The organism is Variovorax sp. Soil_C_26, from assembly GCF_057657075.1.
Genome location: NZ_JBDGJC010000005.1, coordinates 279,937 through 295,292 on the forward strand (window position 1 = coordinate 279,937; position 15,356 = coordinate 295,292).

A 15,356-nucleotide genomic window follows, 5' to 3' on the forward strand; every position below is an offset into this window, starting at 1 on the left:
GCATATTCCATGGCCCAGACTGCACTCATCTCCGTTTCCGACAAGACCGGCATCCTCGAATTCGCGCAGGCGCTGCATGCGCTCGGCGTCAAGCTGCTGTCCACCGGCGGCACCGCCAAGCTCCTCGCGGATGCCGGCCTGCCGGTCACCGAGGTGGCCGACCACACCGGCTTTCCGGAGATGCTCGACGGCCGCGTGAAGACGCTGCATCCCAAGATCCACGGCGGCCTGCTCGCGCGGCGCGACCTGCCGGCGCACATGGCGGCGATCGAGCAGCACGGCATCGACACCATCGACCTGCTCGTGGTCAACCTCTATCCGTTCGAAGCCACGGTGGCCAAGGCCGGCTGCACGCTCGAGGACGCGATCGAGAACATCGACATCGGCGGCCCGGCCATGGTGCGCAGCGCGGCCAAGAACTGGAAGGACGTAGGGGTGCTGACCGACGCGTCGCAGTACGCGGTGGCGCTGGCCGAACTCCAGGCCGCGGGCAAGCTCAGCGACAAGACGAAATTCGCCTTCTCGGTGGCCGCGTTCAACCGCATCGCCGACTACGACGGCGCGATCAGCGACTACCTCTCGGCCATCGACTTCGACGCGAGCATCGGCCAGCCGGCGCCCACGCGCTCGCTGTTCCCGGCCCAGAGCAACGGCCGCTTCGTCAAGGTGCAGGACCTGCGCTACGGCGAGAACCCGCACCAGCAGGCCGCGTTCTATCGCGACCTGCATCCCGCGCCCGGTTCGCTCGTGTCGGCGAAGCAGCTGCAGGGCAAGGAGCTGAGCTACAACAACATCGCCGATGCCGACGCTGCGTGGGAATGCGTGAAGAGCTTCGACGTGCCGGCCTGCGTTATCGTGAAGCACGCCAATCCCTGCGGCGTGGCCGTGGGCAAGGACGCGGCCGAGGCCTATGCCAAGGCCTTCAAGACCGACCCGACCTCGGCCTTCGGCGGCATCATCGCCTTCAACCGCCCGGTGGACCTCGCGACCGCGCAGGCCGTGAACAAGCAGTTCGTCGAGGTGCTGATGGCGCCGGGCTACACGCCCGAGGCGCTCGAGGTGTTCCAGGCCACCAAGGCCAAGCAGAACGTGCGCGTGCTCGAGATCGCGCTGCCGCCGGGCGGCAAGTCCGACTGGGACAACGGCCGCAACCTCATGGACGTCAAGCGCGTCGGTTCGGGCCTGCTGATCCAGACCGCCGACAACCACGAGCTCGCGGCCAGCGACCTCAAGGTGGTCAGCAAGAAGCAGCCCACGCCCGAGCAATTGCAGGACCTGCTGTTTGCCTGGAAGGTCGCCAAGTACGTGAAGAGCAACGCCATCGTGTTCTGTGCCGACGGCATGACCATGGGCGTCGGCGCGGGCCAGATGAGCCGCCTCGATTCCGCGCGCATCGCCAGCATCAAGGCCGAGCATGCGGGCCTCTCGCTGCAGGGCACGGCGGTGGCGAGCGATGCCTTCTTCCCGTTCCGCGACGGGCTCGACGTGGTGGTCGATGCGGGCGCGAGCTGCGTGATCCAGCCCGGCGGTTCGATGCGCGACCAGGAAGTGATCGACGCCGCCGACGAACGCGGCGTGGTGATGGTGCTTTCGGGCGTGCGCCACTTCAGGCACTGAGCCCTTCCGCCGCCACGGCGAAGCCGGACGGTCGCTAGCGTTTCGCTGGCGGCCGTCCGGCTTTCTTGCTTGCGGACGGGGCTTCCTTGGCGGGCGCGGCCGCGGCGAGCAGCGACATGAAGAAGTCGAGCGTGCCGGCCATGGTCTTCGCGGTCGATTCGCGCGAGAGGCTCCATTCGGGAAAGTGCCCGTCCACCGCCATGCGCGCCAGTCCGTAGACCAGTGCGCGCGCGGCGATCTGCGCATGGGCTGCGTCCGCGCTGGCGGCGCTGCCGCCGTGCGCGAAGGCCTCGTCGAACAAGGCCTGCATCCGCGTGCGGATCGATTCGTTGTCGCTGCGCAGGCTGGCCGAGCTGTCGTAGTCGATCAATGCGCGTTCGCTGATCACGCGGAAGTGCGTGGGATTCTTGCGCGCCCATTCGATGTAGGCATGGCCGATGGCACCGAAGCGCACCAGCGCCGGTGCGCCGGCGGCGGCCTCGAGCGCCTGCTCCACATGCAAGCGCAGCCGCTCGGTCGCCTGCTCGGCCACCGCCGTCAGCAGCGCGGTCTTGGTGGCGAAGTGACGGAACGGCGCGCCCGGCGAGACACCCGCGCGCTTGGCCGCTTCGCGCACGCTGAGCTTGTCGAGCCCATCGCGCTCGATCAGCTCGACCGCCGCCTGGACCAGCGCTTCGCGCAGGTTGCCGTGGTGGTAGGCGGCGCGCGGCTGTGGCGTGTCGGCGGTAGCGGGGCGTGGGACGCGGGCAGTCATGCGGGGCGAGTTTGAATCCATTGATGTAATCGGTGATTATTTTGCGCTAGACTGCGACCGCTGCTCATGTATGCGCTGATTACATGAGCGGCGGCGTCTTGCCTTTCTACCTGTCGCTCTGTTTTTTCGATCGGAGTCTTCCATGCGCATCCGTGCCCTCTTGTTCCTTGCCGCCCTCACCCTGGCATGCACAGCCCAGGCCGACGATTCCGCCGCCACGCTCCGGATCGTCTGGCCGCCCGAAGGCGCGGTGGTCCCGCTGGGCGCGGATGCCGAGCGGTCGATCGGCGTGGTGGTGCAGAGCAACTTCAAGCTGCTGCCGGCTGGCCGGTGCGGCAGCGATCCGCGCTGCGGCCATGTCCACATGAAGATCGATCCGGAAGGCGACAGCTGCAACCTCCCTGGGCGCCCCTACAACAGCATGAACAGCGATTTCGGCGGCGACCTGGTCAAGGCCCGCTTCGGGCCGTGCCCCTCGCCGACGGGCAGCCACGTGATCGGCGTGCTGCTGGCCGACGACCATCACCGGCCGGTGATGGTGAACGGCAAGCCCGTGACCGGGCTCGTGAAGCTCACGACCCGCTGAAGATCTGCCGCGCGGCCTCGATGGTGGCGGCGATGTCGTCGTCGCTGTGCGCCGCGCTCACGAAGCCCGCTTCGTAGAGCGCCGGCGCGATGTACACGCCGCGGTCGAGCAGGCCGTGGAACAGCGCATTGAACTGCGCGTTGTCGGTGGTCATGACGGTGGCGTAGTTCTGCGGCAGTTCGTTCATGAGGAAGAAGCCGAACATGCCGCCCTCGCTGTCGACGCTGAAGGGCCGGCCGGCGGACGCCGCGGCGGCCTTGAGGCCGTCGACCAGCGCGCGCGTCTTGTTCGAGAGCGCTTCGTAGAAGCCGGGCTTCGCGATCTCCTTCAGCGTGGCGAGGCCGCAGGCCGTGGCGACCGGGTTGCCCGAGAGCGTGCCGGCCTGGTAGACCGGCCCGAGCGGCGCGAGCTGCTCCATGATGGCGCGCGGTCCGCCGAAGGCCGCGAGCGGCATGCCGCCGCCGATGACCTTGCCGAGCACCGTGAGGTCGGGCGTGATGCCCAGCACGCCCTGTGCGCCGTGCAGGCCGACGCGAAAGCCGGTCATCACCTCGTCGAAGATCAGCAGCGCGCCATGCTGAGTGCACAGCTCGCGGCAGCGGCGGGCGAACGCGGCCGAGGCGCGCACGAAGTTCATGTTGCCGGCGATCGCCTCGATCATCAGGCAGGCGATGTCGTTGCCATGCAGCGAGAAGGCCTCCTCGAGCTGGGCGATGTTGTTGTACTCGAGCACCAGCGTGTGCTGCGTGACCTCGGGTGGCACGCCGGCCGAGGTCGGATGCCCGAAGGTCGCGAGGCCGGAGCCGGCCTTCACCAGCAGCGCGTCGGCATGGCCGTGGTAGCAGCCTTCGAACTTGATGATGTGCTTGCGGCCGGTGGCGCCGCGCGCCAGCCGCAGCGCGCTCATCGCGGCCTCGGTGCCCGAGCTCACGAGCCGCACCATCTCCATCGACGGCACCAGCGCGAGGATGGCCTCGGCGAGTTCGATCTCGCGCTCGGTCGGGGCCCCGTACGAGAAGCCTTCGAGCACGGCCTTCTGCACGGCTTCGACCACCGCGGGGTGGCCGTGGCCCAGGATCATCGGGCCCCAGGAGCCGATGTAGTCGATGTAGCGCTTGTCGTTGGCGTCCCAGAAATAGGCGCCCTCGGCGCGGCGGATGAAGCGCGGCGTGCCGCCCACCGCCTTGAAGGCGCGCACGGGCGAGTTGACCCCGCCGGGGATGACCGCACGGGCGCGGTCGAAAAGGATGTCGTTCTGGTCGGGATGGGGCATCAGGGGCTCGAAACGGTCGTTGAATTCAGTGACGGGTGTCGTGGGGAGGGAGCGCGAAGTCGGGCGGCCCGTCGCCGGGGCCGTCGTCGTCCTCGTCGTCTTCGGGCTCGGCCCAGAACAGCCGGTCGGGCAGCACATGGCCCATGCCGGGGCGGAAGCCCGCGTCGAGGCAGCGGTCCATGTAGGCCAGCGCTTCGGTGGTGGCCGCGACCAGATCGGTGCCGCTCGCGAGCAGCGCGGCCAGCGCGGCCGACAGCGTGTCGCCGGCACCGGAGAACACCGCTTCGAGCCGTTCGTACTTTTCGCTAGTGAGCACTGACTGTGGCGACGCGAGCACATTGTCGATGTACTGGTCGGGCAGCATGATGCCGGTGACCAGCGTGTACGACACGCCGAATTCGCCCGCGGCCTTGGCGATGTCGCGCGCGCTTGGCGGCCGCTCGCCGCTCCAGTCGGGCAGCAGCCAGCGCCAGAGCGTGCTGTGGTTGCCCACCAGCACCGTGGCCTGGGGCAGCAGCAGCTCGCGGAAGGCATCGAGATAGCCCTCGATCAGGTCCTCGTCCCACCAGGAGAGGTTGGGCATGTACGCCACCACCGGCACCTCGGGGTAGTCGGAGGCGGTCTCGGCGATGGTGCTCAGCGCGTCGGGCGTGCCGACGAAGCCCACCTTGATGAGCTGCACCTCGACATCCTCGAGGATGGCGCGCGCCTGCTCGGCGATGGCTTCTTCTTCGAACGGAAAGTGGTCGAAGATCTCGGCCGTGTCGCGCGCGTAGGCCCCGGTGACCACCGGCAGCACATGCGCGCCGACCGAGGCCATGGCCAGCGCGTCGGCCCCCAGACCGCCGGCCCCGCTCGGGTCGCTGGCGTTGAAGACCAGCACGCAGGGCGGGTTCAGATCGCTTTCGGCGATCTCGTCGGGCCCCTCCGAGGGGTCGTTAAGATCGCCCGGATGGCGAGCGTCATCTGCTGGATGTAAGTGAATGGTCATACGCCGGACGGGGATCTCCTGGATGGTGGCATAAGCGCGACGTTTACAGTCCGCCAGTGAGATACGCATAGATACACTCGTTGCATTTAATGAACAAGGACTTTAAGCTCCGATGAATACGAAAACTTGGATGTGCCTGATTTGTGGGTGGATCTATGACGAAGCGGTTGGTGTACCGGAAGATGGCATCGCGGCAGGCACGGCCTGGGCCGACGTGCCGATGAACTGGACATGTCCTGAGTGCGGTGCACGCAAGGAAGACTTCGAAATGGTTGAAATCTAGAGCATGGCATAGGCTACGCGGTCTGCGCCGATGTACGGCGCGGCGGGCATCCAAGTCTCATCAGCAGGAGCGTGTGCAATGGGGCCGAATGGATCAGGTTACAAGGTGCTCGTCATCGACGACAGCAATACGATCCGGCGCAGTGCCGAAATATTTCTGAAGCAGGGCGGGCATGAGGTTCTTCTCGCGGAAGACGGTTTCGATGCCCTCTCCAAGGTCAACGACCACAAGCCGCACCTGATTTTCTGCGACATCCTGATGCCGCGCCTCGACGGCTATCAGACCTGCGCCATCATCAAGCGCAACGCCCGTTTCTCGAACGTCCCTGTCGTCATGCTGTCCTCGAAGGACGGCGTCTTCGACAAGGCGCGCGGCCGCATGGTCGGTTCGCAGGACTACCTGACCAAACCCTTCACCAAGGACCAGCTGCTGCAGGCCGTGCAGCAGTTCGGCCATGTTCCACAGGAAGTGCAGTGATGCCCATTCGAAAAATCCTCGTCGTCGACGACTCCAAGACGGAGCTGGTGTTCCTCTCCGACCTGCTCCACAAGAACGGTTTTGCCGTCAAGACCGCCGAAAACGCCGAAGACGCGATGCGCCGTATCGAGGAAGACCAGCCCGACCTGATCCTCATGGACGTCGTGATGCCCGGCCAGAACGGTTTCCAGCTCACGCGCGCCATCGCCCGCAACCCGCAGTACGCCGCGATCCCGATCATTCTTTGCACCAGCAAGAACCAGGAGACCGACCGCGTCTGGGGCATGCGCCAGGGCGCGCGCGACTACATCGTGAAGCCGGTCAACGCGACCGAGCTGATGTCCAAGATCAGCGCGCTGGCCTGAGCGGGAACCCGCAGAGGCCATGGCGAACCGCGACGCGCTCCGCGCCTTCCAGTCCCGGCTGGCGAGCCGCCTGCAGGCTGCCCGCACCACCGGCATCGCGGCCACGTGGCTCGCGGTCGAGGCTGGCGAGGGCAAGTACCTGTTTCCGCTCGGCCATGCCGGCGAGATCTTCCCGTGGACGCCGCCGCAGCCGGTGCCCTACACGGCGCCCTGGTTCCTGGGCGTCGCGAACTTGCGCGGCGGCCTGTACGGCGTGGTGCACCTCTCGGCCTTCGCCGCTGGCGCGCCGAGCGCGGCGACCGCGAGCGAGGCGGTGCGCATGCAGTCGCGGTTCGTTGCCCTGAACGAGCTGCTCGAAGTCAACTGCGCCCTGCTGGTCGACCGCCTGGCGGGACTGCGCGGCGTCGACGCCTTTTCGGCCGCGGAAGCCCCGGCCGACGACGCACCCGCGTGGCTCGGGCATCTGTACACCGACGCGGCAGGCGAGCGCTGGCAGGAGATCAACCTGCAGGCGTTGTCGCAGCAACCCCAGTTTTTGAGTATCGGCGCCTAGTGCCCAGGCACGCGCCCCGCAGACAACCACCGAAGGACCGACCGTGAGCTCGATCGCCGACAAGTTCAAGAAATTACTGCCCGCGACCAGCGGCAACGACAAGGCCCGCGTCGACGGCTCCGGTTCCACCTTGTCGCTCGACGACGCCGACACGGTGCAGGGGATGGACGAGAAAACCGTCCGCCTCGACCGCAGCGGCGGCAGCGCCGGTGCGGCGGCGATCGCGGCGCCCACCGGCTTCGGCGATGGTCCGGCACGGATCGGCAACGAGGCCGCCAACGAGGCCGATGCCGCGTCGGACGAGGCGGCCGAGGCGCTGGCGGCGGGCCGCAAGGATTCGAGCCCGGCGCGCCAGCAGCGGATCCTCGCGATCATGCTCGCGCTCGTGGTGCTGCTGCTGTTGCTGGTGGCCGGCTCTGCCATTCTTCGCGCCGAGCGCCTTGCGCAGCAGGTGGCGGCCACCGGCCAGTCGCTGATGCAGTCGCAGCGCCTCGCCAAGTCGATCTCGCAGGCCCTCGTGGGCAGCGGCCCCGCCTTCGTCGAAGTGAAGGATGCCGCCGACGACCTCACGCGCCGCGTGCAGGGCCTGACCAGCGGCGACGACGCGCTGCGCCTGGAGCGCGTAGGCAACCAGTACGACGAGGACATGGCCAAGATCACCCCGCTGGTGACGCGTGCCGACGCCAGCGCGAAGGTCGTGCTGGGCCAGCGGCAGATCCTGACGCAGGTGGGCGCTGCCTTGCGCGACATCAACCAGCAGTCGTCCGCGCTGCTCGAAATGACCGAGACGGTGGCCTCGCTCAAGATGCAGCAGAACGCCACGCTGCCCGAGATCGCCGCGGCCGGCCAGCTCGTCATGCTGACCCAGCGCATCGGCAAATCGACCAACGAGTTCTTCACGGTCGAGGGCGTGAACCCCGACGCCGTGTTCCTGCTCGGCAAGGACCTGAACACCTTCCAGGAAACCGCGCGTGGCCTGCTCGAAGGCAATGCGCAGCAGCGCTTCCCCGGTTCGCGCGATCCGCAGACCCGCGAGCAGCTCGAAGTCATCCTCAAGACCTACGAGCAGATGCGCACGCAGGCCTCGGCCATTCTCGGCAACCTGCAGGGCCTGGTGGCCGCGCGCGAAGCGCAGGCCAGCATCCTGACCGACAGCGAACCGCTCCGCAAGGCGCTCGGCGAGCTGCAGGACAAGCTCTCCGCCCGCACCGGCCTCGGCGCCGGCACGATCGTGATGCTGTTCGTGCTCTCGCTGGCCGCCCTGGCGCTTGCCGGCGCCATCGGCTACGTGCAGGTGCGCGAGGGCCGCGAACGCGCCGCCGTCGCCGATCGCGAGCGTCTCGCGGCCGAGCAGGCCAGCGAAGAGGCCGGCCGCGTCAACAACGCCAACCAGGCCGCCATTCTTCGGCTCATGAACGAACTGCAGACGGTGGCCGAGGGCGATCTGACGCAGGAAGCCACCGTGACCGAGGACATCACGGGCGCCATCGCCGACTCGGTGAACTACACCGTGGAAGAACTGCGCCTGCTGGTGGGCAACGTGCAGAACACGGCCACGCGCGTGGCACAGACCACGTCGCAGGTGGAAAGCACCTCGACCGAACTGCTGGCGGCGTCGACCGAGCAGCTGCGCGAGATCCGCGAAACCGGCCAGTCGGTGCTCGTCATGGCCGAGCGAATCAACGGCGTGTCGTCGCAGGCGCAGGAATCCGCGCTGGTTGCGCGCCAGTCGCTGCAGGCCGCTTCGTCGGGCCTGCAGGCCGTGCAGAACGCCATCGGCGGCATGAACGCCATCCGCGACCAGATCCAGGAAACCTCCAAGCGGATCAAGCGGCTCGGCGAATCGTCGCAGGAGATCGGCGAAATCACCGAACTGATCTCGGACATTACCGAGCAGACCAACGTGCTGGCGCTGAACGCCGCCATCCAGGCCGCATCGGCCGGTGAAGCGGGCCGGGGCTTCTCGGTGGTGGCCGAGGAAGTGCAGCGGCTGGCCGAACGCTCGGCCGACGCGACGCGCCAGATCTCGGCGCTCGTGAAGGCCATTCAGACCGACACGCAGGACGCCGTGGGCGCCATGGAGCGCTCCACGCAGGGTGTGGTCGAAGGGGCCAAGCTGTCCGACAACGCGGGCACCGCGCTGTCCGAGATCGACCGCGTGTCGCGCCGCCTGGCCGACCTCATCGAGCAGATCTCGCAGTCGGCGTCGCGCGAGGCCGATTCGGCCAACGTCGTGGCGGCCAACATCCAGCACATCTTCGCGGTGACCGAGCAAACCGGGGAAGGCACCCGCACCACGGCCCAGCAGGTGCGCGAGCTCTCGCAGATGGCGGAAGAACTGCGCCGATCGGTCGCCCGTTTCAAGATCGCCTGATGAAGCTCGCCGCGCGGCGCCCACTGGAAAACTGACAGATCAAAGAACGGCGAGCACCCAACGTGTCGACTCCAACCCCTGCCACGGCCCCCCTCGCCGGCAACATGCCGGCCAACGAAGACCTCGGGCCGCTGGCCTGGGTCCTGGGCGAGGTCCAGAAATCCATCGACAACGTCGGCAAGTCGCTGCGGCGCTTCGTGCGTGACACGGGCAGCGCCGCCGAACATGAAAGCGGCCCTCTGCAGATGGCCCGCCAGCAGCTGCACCAGTCGGTCGGTGCGCTGCAGATGGTGGGCAATCCGGCCCCGGCGCTGGTGCTCGGCGCCGTCGAATTCGCGGTGCAGGGCTTCATCGCCGAGCCGCAGCGCTGCACCGACAGCGCCGTCCAGAAGATCGAGCGCGCCGGCTTCGCCGTCATCGATTTCCTGCAGGCGGTGCTGGCCGGCAAGCCGGTCTCGACCATCGGCCTGTTCCCGCAATACCGCGACGTGCTCGAACTGGTGGGCAACGAGCGCGTGCATCCGGCCGATCTCTGGAGCGTGGCGTGGCGCTGGGTCGAGGTGCGTCCCGCGCTGACCCAGGCCGCGCTGGCGGCCGATCCCGGCGTTCGCTCGCGGCTCGACCGCGAGGTGCTGCAGCTCGTGAAGACCGGCGATCCGCAGGCCGCCCGTCACCTGCATGCGCTGTGCCTCGGGCTCGGGCGCGGCGCGCTGCTGCCGCGCGTCGCGAGCTTCTGGACCCTGGCCGCGGGCTTCTTCGAGGGGCTGGCGCTGGCGCTGATTCCTGCCGACACCTACGTCAAGCGCGCCGCCTCGCGCGTGCTGCTGCAATACGCCACGCTCGCGCGCGGCGACAGCGCCGTGTCCGACCGGCTCGGCCAGGACCTGCTGTTCTTCTGTGCCCAGGCCGTGCCCACTGCCCGGCAGGAAGCCGCCACGCTGCGCACCGTGCGCGCCGCCTGGGGCGTGGCCGGCGAGCCGTACATCGACTATGCGGTCGAGCAGTTCGGCCGTTTCGATCCGCTGGTGCTCGCGCAGGCGCGCAAGCGCATCGAGACCGCCAAGGAAATGTGGTCGGCGCTTTCGGGCGGTGACATCACGCGCACGCGCCAGGTGGCCGACACCTTTGCGCAACTCGGCGAGTCGCTGCAGAAGCTGCATCCGCCGAGCCTGCCGATGGTCGAGGCGCTGACGCATGCGGTCGACGCCTCGGTGCGATCTGGCCAGCCGCCCGACACCGAGCTCGCGATGGAAGTCGCCACCTCGGTGCTCTACCTCGAGGCCGCGCTCGAAGACCTCGACCCCAGCGATCCGCAGCTCACCGCGCGCACGCTGCAGCTCGCGGGGCGCATCGAGCGCGTGCGCGAAGGCGGCCATTCGGAGCCGCTCGAGCCCTGGATGGAGGACCTGTACCGCCGCGTCAGCGACCGCCAGACCATGGGCACCGTGGTCGACGAGCTGCGCAGCCACATGGGCGAACTCGAGAAGTCGCTCGACCAGTACTTCCGCCGCCCGACCGAGAAGGCGCTGCTGCGCACTGTGCCGAGCCAGCTGCTGCAGATGCGCGGCGTGTTCTCGGTGCTCGGCCTCGAGCAGGCCGCGGAGACCGTGCAGCGCATGCGCGACGACGTCGAGCAGATGCTGGTCGGCAGTGCCTCGCCGGTCGAGGAAATGCAGAGCTTCGACGCGCTCGGCAACAACCTGGGCGCGCTCGGCTTCCTGATCGACATGCTCGGCTACCAGCCGGCGCTTGCGAAGCGGTTGTTCGTGTTCGACGCCGAAGCCGGCGAACTCAAGCCCTTGATGGGCCGCCATGGCGACCATGCGGCGGCCGAAGCGCCCGCGCCCGGCCTGGCCGTGGGCGCCGACCCGGTGCTGAGCATCGAGGAGGTCGATGCCCAGATCGCCTCGAAGCTCGCGGCGCTCGCCGCGCCCGGCCGCAAGGCCAAGGCATCGCCGATCGAGGAATTCAGCCGCAAGGCCGACAGCTGGACCCAGAAGATCGCCGGCCCTGGCGCGCTGCCCGACACCGAGGTCACCGAACTCGAAGAAGACGACCTGCAGAACATCTTTCTCGAGGAAGCGCGCGAGGTGGTGCAGAACGGCCTGGCTGCGATCGACGAGCTCGGCAGCCATCCGGACGATACCGAGGAACTCACGATCCTGCGGCGCGCGTTCCACACGCTCAAGGGCAGCTCGCGCATGGTCGGCCTGACCGATTTCGGCGACGCCGCCTGGTCGTTCGAGCAGGTGCTCAACACCTGGCTCGCCGACCAGCGCGCCGCCACGCCCGAGCTGCTGTCGGGCACCCGCAAGGCGCTCGAGGAATTCAGCCAGTGGGTCGAGGCCATCGCGTCGGGCACGCCGCACGGCTGGCAGGCCGGACACTTCAGCCGCGTGGCGAATGCCCTGCTTGCAGGTGAAGCGGTGCCGGCGGCGCCGACCTGGGCCACCGGTGCCGATGCGCTCGCGGTCGCGGCCCGGCAGATCGCGGCCGAGCCGCCGGCGCTTGCTCCCGCACCCGCGCCCGCACCCGCACCCGCAGTGGCACCGCTTGCGATGCCGCAGCTTCCGGACCTGCCCGACCTGACACTGTCGCGGGAACTGCCGCGCGACGCCGCTTTCGAGTTTCCGGCCGAAGTGCCGCAGCCGTTCGATCGGTCGGAGCGCGACGACGATTTCGCCTCGACCGACTTCCTCGACTTCGACGCCAAGCCCGAATCCGGCATCGAAACCTTCGAAACCCTGACCGACGAGGATTTCGACTTCTCGATGCCGGCGAAGCCGCAGCAGCAGCCCGAGGCGCTTGCGCCGGCCGCGCCGGAGGTACCGCCCCTCGAGGCGCTGCCCGATCTCGAGTGGGCAATCGAAGCGCCGCCCGAGGAAGAGCCCGTTGCCGCCGCGGCCCTGCTGCTGCAGCCCGAGGAGGCATCTGCCCCGCCCGCCGTGGACGAAGCACCTGCCGCGCTCGAAGTGCAACTGCCCGCCATCGAAGCGGCTGCGGAGCCTGTCGCAGAACCCGAGCCCGAAGCCGAGCCCGAGCCCGAAGCCGCCGAAACCCCGGCGCAGCTCGAGCCCGAGCCGCCTGCCGAGCCAGCCGGCACCACCAGCGCGGAAGACCAGGTCAAGGTCATCGGTCCGCTGCGCATCGGCATCGCGCTCTACAACGTCTACCTGAACGAAGCCGACGAGTGGTCGCGCCAGCTCGCCACCGACGTCGGCGAATGGGCGCTCGAAACGCACGAGCGCCTGCCCGACTCGACCATCGCCCTCGCGCATTCGCTTGCCGGCAGTTCGGCCACGGTCGGCTTCCACAGCCTGTCGGGCATGGCCCGGCTGTTCGAGGCCGCGCTGCAGCATCTGCAGATGCAGGGCAGCGGCACGCGCGAGCAGGGCGTGGTGCTGGTAGCCGCCGCCGACGAGCTTCGCCGCCTGCTGCACCAGTTTGCCGCCGGCTTGCTGCGCGAGCCGTCCGAAGGCACGCTCCAGGCGCTGCGCGACATCGCCGCCGCGCCCATGCCTGCCGAGGCCGCCTTCCGCATGGAACCGCGCCCGGTCCAGATGCCGGCACCGGGGGGCATCGCCGACGTGGCGCTGGACGATTCCGAAGACGCCCTCGACGTGAGCGACGCGGTCGACGTCGACCTGTTCCCGATCTTCGAGGAAGAGGCGGCGGAACTGCTGCCACAGCTCGCCCAGGCACTGCGCCAGTGGGCGCACCATCCCGACGACAGCGCCCCGCGCGCCTCGGTGCTGCGCACGCTGCACACGCTCAAGGGCAGCGCCCGGCTGGCCGGCGCGATGCGCCTCGGCGAGCGGGCGCACCGCATGGAGTCCGAGATCGAGTTGCTCGGCACCCAGGGGGCGGCCGACCGCGGCGAGATCGAGAAGCTGCTTGCACGCCTCGATGCGCTGCAGGCCACCTTCGACGCACTGCGCGCCGCCGACGATGCCACCCAGGCCGAAGTGGCCGAGCGCATGACCTCGGCCTCTGCCACATCGCCCGGCGTCCAGCTGGTGCAGGTGGCCGCCGAATCGGCCGCTGCCGCCGGCGATCAAGACACCCCGGCCGCCGCGAACGACGAGGACGAAGCCGGCGCCGCATCCGAGGACCCGACCGCGGCCGTGCCCGCTGCCGCTGCGCTGCTGCCGCGTTCCGCGCCCGCGCTGCTCATGCCGCTGCGCCCGGCCTCGGGCCAGGCGGTGCGCATCCGCACCCAGCTGCTAGACCGCCTCGTGGCGCAGACCGGCGAGGTCATCATCACGCGCTCGCGCCTGGAGGCCGAGCTCGGCCAGCTGCGCGCCTCGCTCGCCGACCTCACGGGCAACCTCGACCGCCTGCGCCAGCAGCTGCGCGACATCGAGGTGCAGGCCGAAAGCCAGATGCAGTCGCGCCTCGCGCAGGCCAAGGATTCGCAGCAGAGCTTCGATCCGCTCGAGTTCGACCGCTTCACGCGGGTGCAGGAGCTCACGCGCATGATGGCCGAGTCGGTCAACGACGTGGCCACGGTCCAGCGCACGCTGCAGAAGACGGTGCAGGCCACCGAAGACGACCTCAGCGTGCAGGCGCGCCAGACGCGCGAACTGCAGCGCGGCCTGCTGCGCACGCGCATGGTGGAGTTCGAGGGCATTTCCGAGCGCCTCTACCGCGTGGTGCGCCAGGCCTCGAAGGACACCGGCAAGCAGGTGCGCCTCGACATCGTCGGCGGCTCCATCGAAATGGACCGTGGCGTGCTCGACCGCATGACGCCGGCCTTCGAGCACCTGCTGCGCAACTGCGTGGCGCACGGCATCGAAACGGCCGACGCGCGCGCACAGGCCGGCAAGGAGCCGAGCGGGCTGATCGCGATCGAGCTGCACCACGAAGGCAACGACGTGTCGGTGAGCTTCCGCGACGACGGCGCCGGCCTTGACCACGGCCGCATCGCCGAACGTGCGCGCACGCTCGGCCTGCTCGCGCCTGGCCAGGAACTGTCGCCCGACGAAGCCACCGAGCTGATCTTCAAGCCCGGCTTCTCGACCGCAGGGCAGGTGTCCGAATTGGCCGGCCGCGGCATCGGCATGGACGTGGTGCGCGCGCAGATCGCCGCGCTCGGCGGCCGCATCGAGACGCACAGCACCCCGGGACAGGGCACCACCTTCAAGCTGGTGCTGCCGCTCACCACCGCCGTCACCCACGTGGTGATGCTGCGCGCAGGCGAGGTGTCGATCGGCGTGCCGTCGAACCTCGTGGAGCTGGTGCAGCGCGTGGGCGCTGCCGATCTCGAGGCTGCGTACCGGCAGGACAGCCACCGTTTCGGCAGCGAACAGGTGCCCTTCTATTGGGCAGGCGCGCTGCTGCAGGCCTCGGCGCGCAGCGAACAGTTCGCGGGCAAGAACAACACCGTGGTGATCGTGCGCAGCGCGGCACAGCGCGTGGCGCTGCACGTCGACGAAGTGCTGGGCAACCAGGAAGTCGTGGTCAAGAACCTCGGCCCGCAGCTGGCACGCCTGCCGGGACTCGCGGGCATCTCGGTGCTCGCCTCGGGTGCGGTGGCGCTGATCTACAACCCGGTGGCGCTCGCGGCCGTGCACGGCGAGCAGGCGCGCAGGCGCCAGGCCGCGGCGCTGGCCGCGCCTGCGCAGGCGGCCGATGCAGCCGGCGAAAACGGCGCGTCGGATACACCGCTCGCCCCGCCGGTGGCGCAGATCCCGCTGGTGCTGGTGGTCGACGACTCCATCACCGTGCGCCGCGTCACGCAGCGCCTGTTGCAGCGCGAAGGCTACCGTGTGTCGCTCGCGGCCGATGGCCTGCAGGCGCTCGAGCGGCTGCAGCAGGAGCGCCCGGCCGTGGTGCTGTCGGACATCGAGATGCCGCGCATGGACGGTTTCGACCTGGCGCGCAACATCCGCGCCGACAGCGCGATGGCCGGCTTGCCGATCATCATGATCACCTCGCGCATCGCCGAGAAGCACCGCGACTATGCGCGCACGCTCGGTGTGAACCACTACCTCGGCAAGCCCTATTCCGAAGACGAGCTGCTGCGTTTGGTGCGCGCCTACACGAGCGAGCCCGCGGCCCTGGCGGCGACCTGAGCGCGGGCA

General features: G+C 69.0%; 11 protein-coding genes. 8 read left to right on the plus strand and 3 right to left on the minus strand.

The genetic code is table 11. From position 1 onward, the window contains the following. The first annotated feature begins 9 nt into the window (after positions 1-9). Positions 10-1,617 carry a bifunctional phosphoribosylaminoimidazolecarboxamide formyltransferase/IMP cyclohydrolase gene (purH, locus tag AC3A6G_RS17075; protein WP_487874142.1) on the plus strand — a complete coding sequence of 536 codons (1,608 nt, stop codon included), beginning with the start codon at positions 10-12 and terminating at the stop codon, positions 1,615-1,617. A gap of 34 nt (positions 1,618-1,651) precedes the next feature. Here the strand turns inward: purH and AC3A6G_RS17080 are convergent, their stop codons facing one another. Continuing rightward, the gene (locus tag AC3A6G_RS17080; protein ID WP_487865102.1) at positions 1,652-2,371 is read right to left on the minus strand and encodes a TetR/AcrR family transcriptional regulator; all 720 of its coding nucleotides are present in this window, start codon (positions 2,369-2,371) and stop codon (positions 1,652-1,654) included. A gap of 142 nt (positions 2,372-2,513) precedes the next feature. Here AC3A6G_RS17080 and AC3A6G_RS17085 point away from each other — a divergent pair, with 142 nt between their 5' ends. After that, entirely contained in the window at positions 2,514-2,957 is a 444-nt protein-coding gene (locus AC3A6G_RS17085) for a hypothetical protein (protein ID WP_487865103.1), read from the plus strand. Here the strand turns inward: AC3A6G_RS17085 and hemL are convergent. Continuing rightward, positions 2,944-4,230 carry a glutamate-1-semialdehyde 2,1-aminomutase gene (gene hemL, locus AC3A6G_RS17090; protein ID WP_487874143.1) on the minus strand — a complete coding sequence of 429 codons (1,287 nt, stop codon included), beginning with the start codon at positions 4,228-4,230 and terminating at the stop codon, positions 2,944-2,946. The genes AC3A6G_RS17085 and hemL overlap by 14 nt on opposite strands. A 25-nt stretch (positions 4,231-4,255) precedes the next feature. Next, positions 4,256-5,221 carry a bifunctional hydroxymethylpyrimidine kinase/phosphomethylpyrimidine kinase gene (gene thiD, locus AC3A6G_RS17095; RefSeq protein ID WP_487874144.1) on the minus strand — a complete coding sequence of 322 codons (966 nt, stop codon included), beginning with the start codon at positions 5,219-5,221 and terminating at the stop codon, positions 4,256-4,258. 112 nt (positions 5,222-5,333) lie between these two features. Between thiD and AC3A6G_RS17100 the strand changes: the two genes are divergently transcribed. From AC3A6G_RS17100 to AC3A6G_RS17125, 6 genes are all read left to right on the plus strand, one after another. Beyond that, entirely contained in the window at positions 5,334-5,504 is a 171-nt protein-coding gene (locus tag AC3A6G_RS17100; RefSeq protein ID WP_007838397.1) for a rubredoxin, read from the plus strand. Between the two features lie 78 nt (positions 5,505-5,582). Further along, a complete protein-coding gene (locus AC3A6G_RS17105) occupies positions 5,583-5,981 on the plus strand; it encodes a response regulator (protein ID WP_487863158.1) in 399 nt (132 codons plus the stop codon). Continuing rightward, entirely contained in the window at positions 5,981-6,346 is a 366-nt protein-coding gene (locus AC3A6G_RS17110; RefSeq protein ID WP_487863157.1) for a response regulator, read from the plus strand. Before AC3A6G_RS17105 ends, AC3A6G_RS17110 begins: the two co-directional genes overlap by 1 nt. A 19-nt stretch (positions 6,347-6,365) precedes the next feature. After that, the gene (locus tag AC3A6G_RS17115; protein ID WP_487865106.1) at positions 6,366-6,899 is read left to right on the plus strand and encodes a chemotaxis protein CheW; all 534 of its coding nucleotides are present in this window, start codon (positions 6,366-6,368) and stop codon (positions 6,897-6,899) included. 43 nt (positions 6,900-6,942) lie between these two features. After that, on the plus strand, positions 6,943-9,273 hold the full coding sequence (locus AC3A6G_RS17120) for a methyl-accepting chemotaxis protein (RefSeq protein ID WP_487865107.1): 2,331 nt from the start codon (positions 6,943-6,945) through the stop codon (positions 9,271-9,273). A 62-nt stretch (positions 9,274-9,335) separates the two neighbouring features. Beyond that, entirely contained in the window at positions 9,336-15,347 is a 6,012-nt protein-coding gene (locus AC3A6G_RS17125; protein WP_487874145.1) for a hybrid sensor histidine kinase/response regulator, read from the plus strand. The last annotated feature ends 9 nt before the right edge of the window (positions 15,348-15,356 follow it).

What these genes read in the sequence shown, in the direction of transcription:
- purH (WP_487874142.1), top strand. Translation starts at nt 10, where the DNA reads ATGGCCCAGACTGCACTCATCTCCGTTTCCGACAAGACCGGCATCCTC.
- AC3A6G_RS17080 (WP_487865102.1), bottom strand. Translation starts at nt 2,371, where the DNA reads ATGACTGCCCGCGTCCCACGCCCCGCTACCGCCGACACGCCACAGCCG.
- AC3A6G_RS17085 (WP_487865103.1), top strand. Translation starts at nt 2,514, where the DNA reads ATGCGCATCCGTGCCCTCTTGTTCCTTGCCGCCCTCACCCTGGCATGC.
- hemL (WP_487874143.1), bottom strand. Translation starts at nt 4,230, where the DNA reads ATGCCCCATCCCGACCAGAACGACATCCTTTTCGACCGCGCCCGTGCG.
- thiD (WP_487874144.1), bottom strand. Translation starts at nt 5,221, where the DNA reads ATGACCATTCACTTACATCCAGCAGATGACGCTCGCCATCCGGGCGAT.
- AC3A6G_RS17100 (WP_007838397.1), top strand. Translation starts at nt 5,334, where the DNA reads ATGAATACGAAAACTTGGATGTGCCTGATTTGTGGGTGGATCTATGAC.
- AC3A6G_RS17105 (WP_487863158.1), top strand. Translation starts at nt 5,583, where the DNA reads ATGGGGCCGAATGGATCAGGTTACAAGGTGCTCGTCATCGACGACAGC.
- AC3A6G_RS17110 (WP_487863157.1), top strand. Translation starts at nt 5,981, where the DNA reads ATGCCCATTCGAAAAATCCTCGTCGTCGACGACTCCAAGACGGAGCTG.
- AC3A6G_RS17115 (WP_487865106.1), top strand. Translation starts at nt 6,366, where the DNA reads ATGGCGAACCGCGACGCGCTCCGCGCCTTCCAGTCCCGGCTGGCGAGC.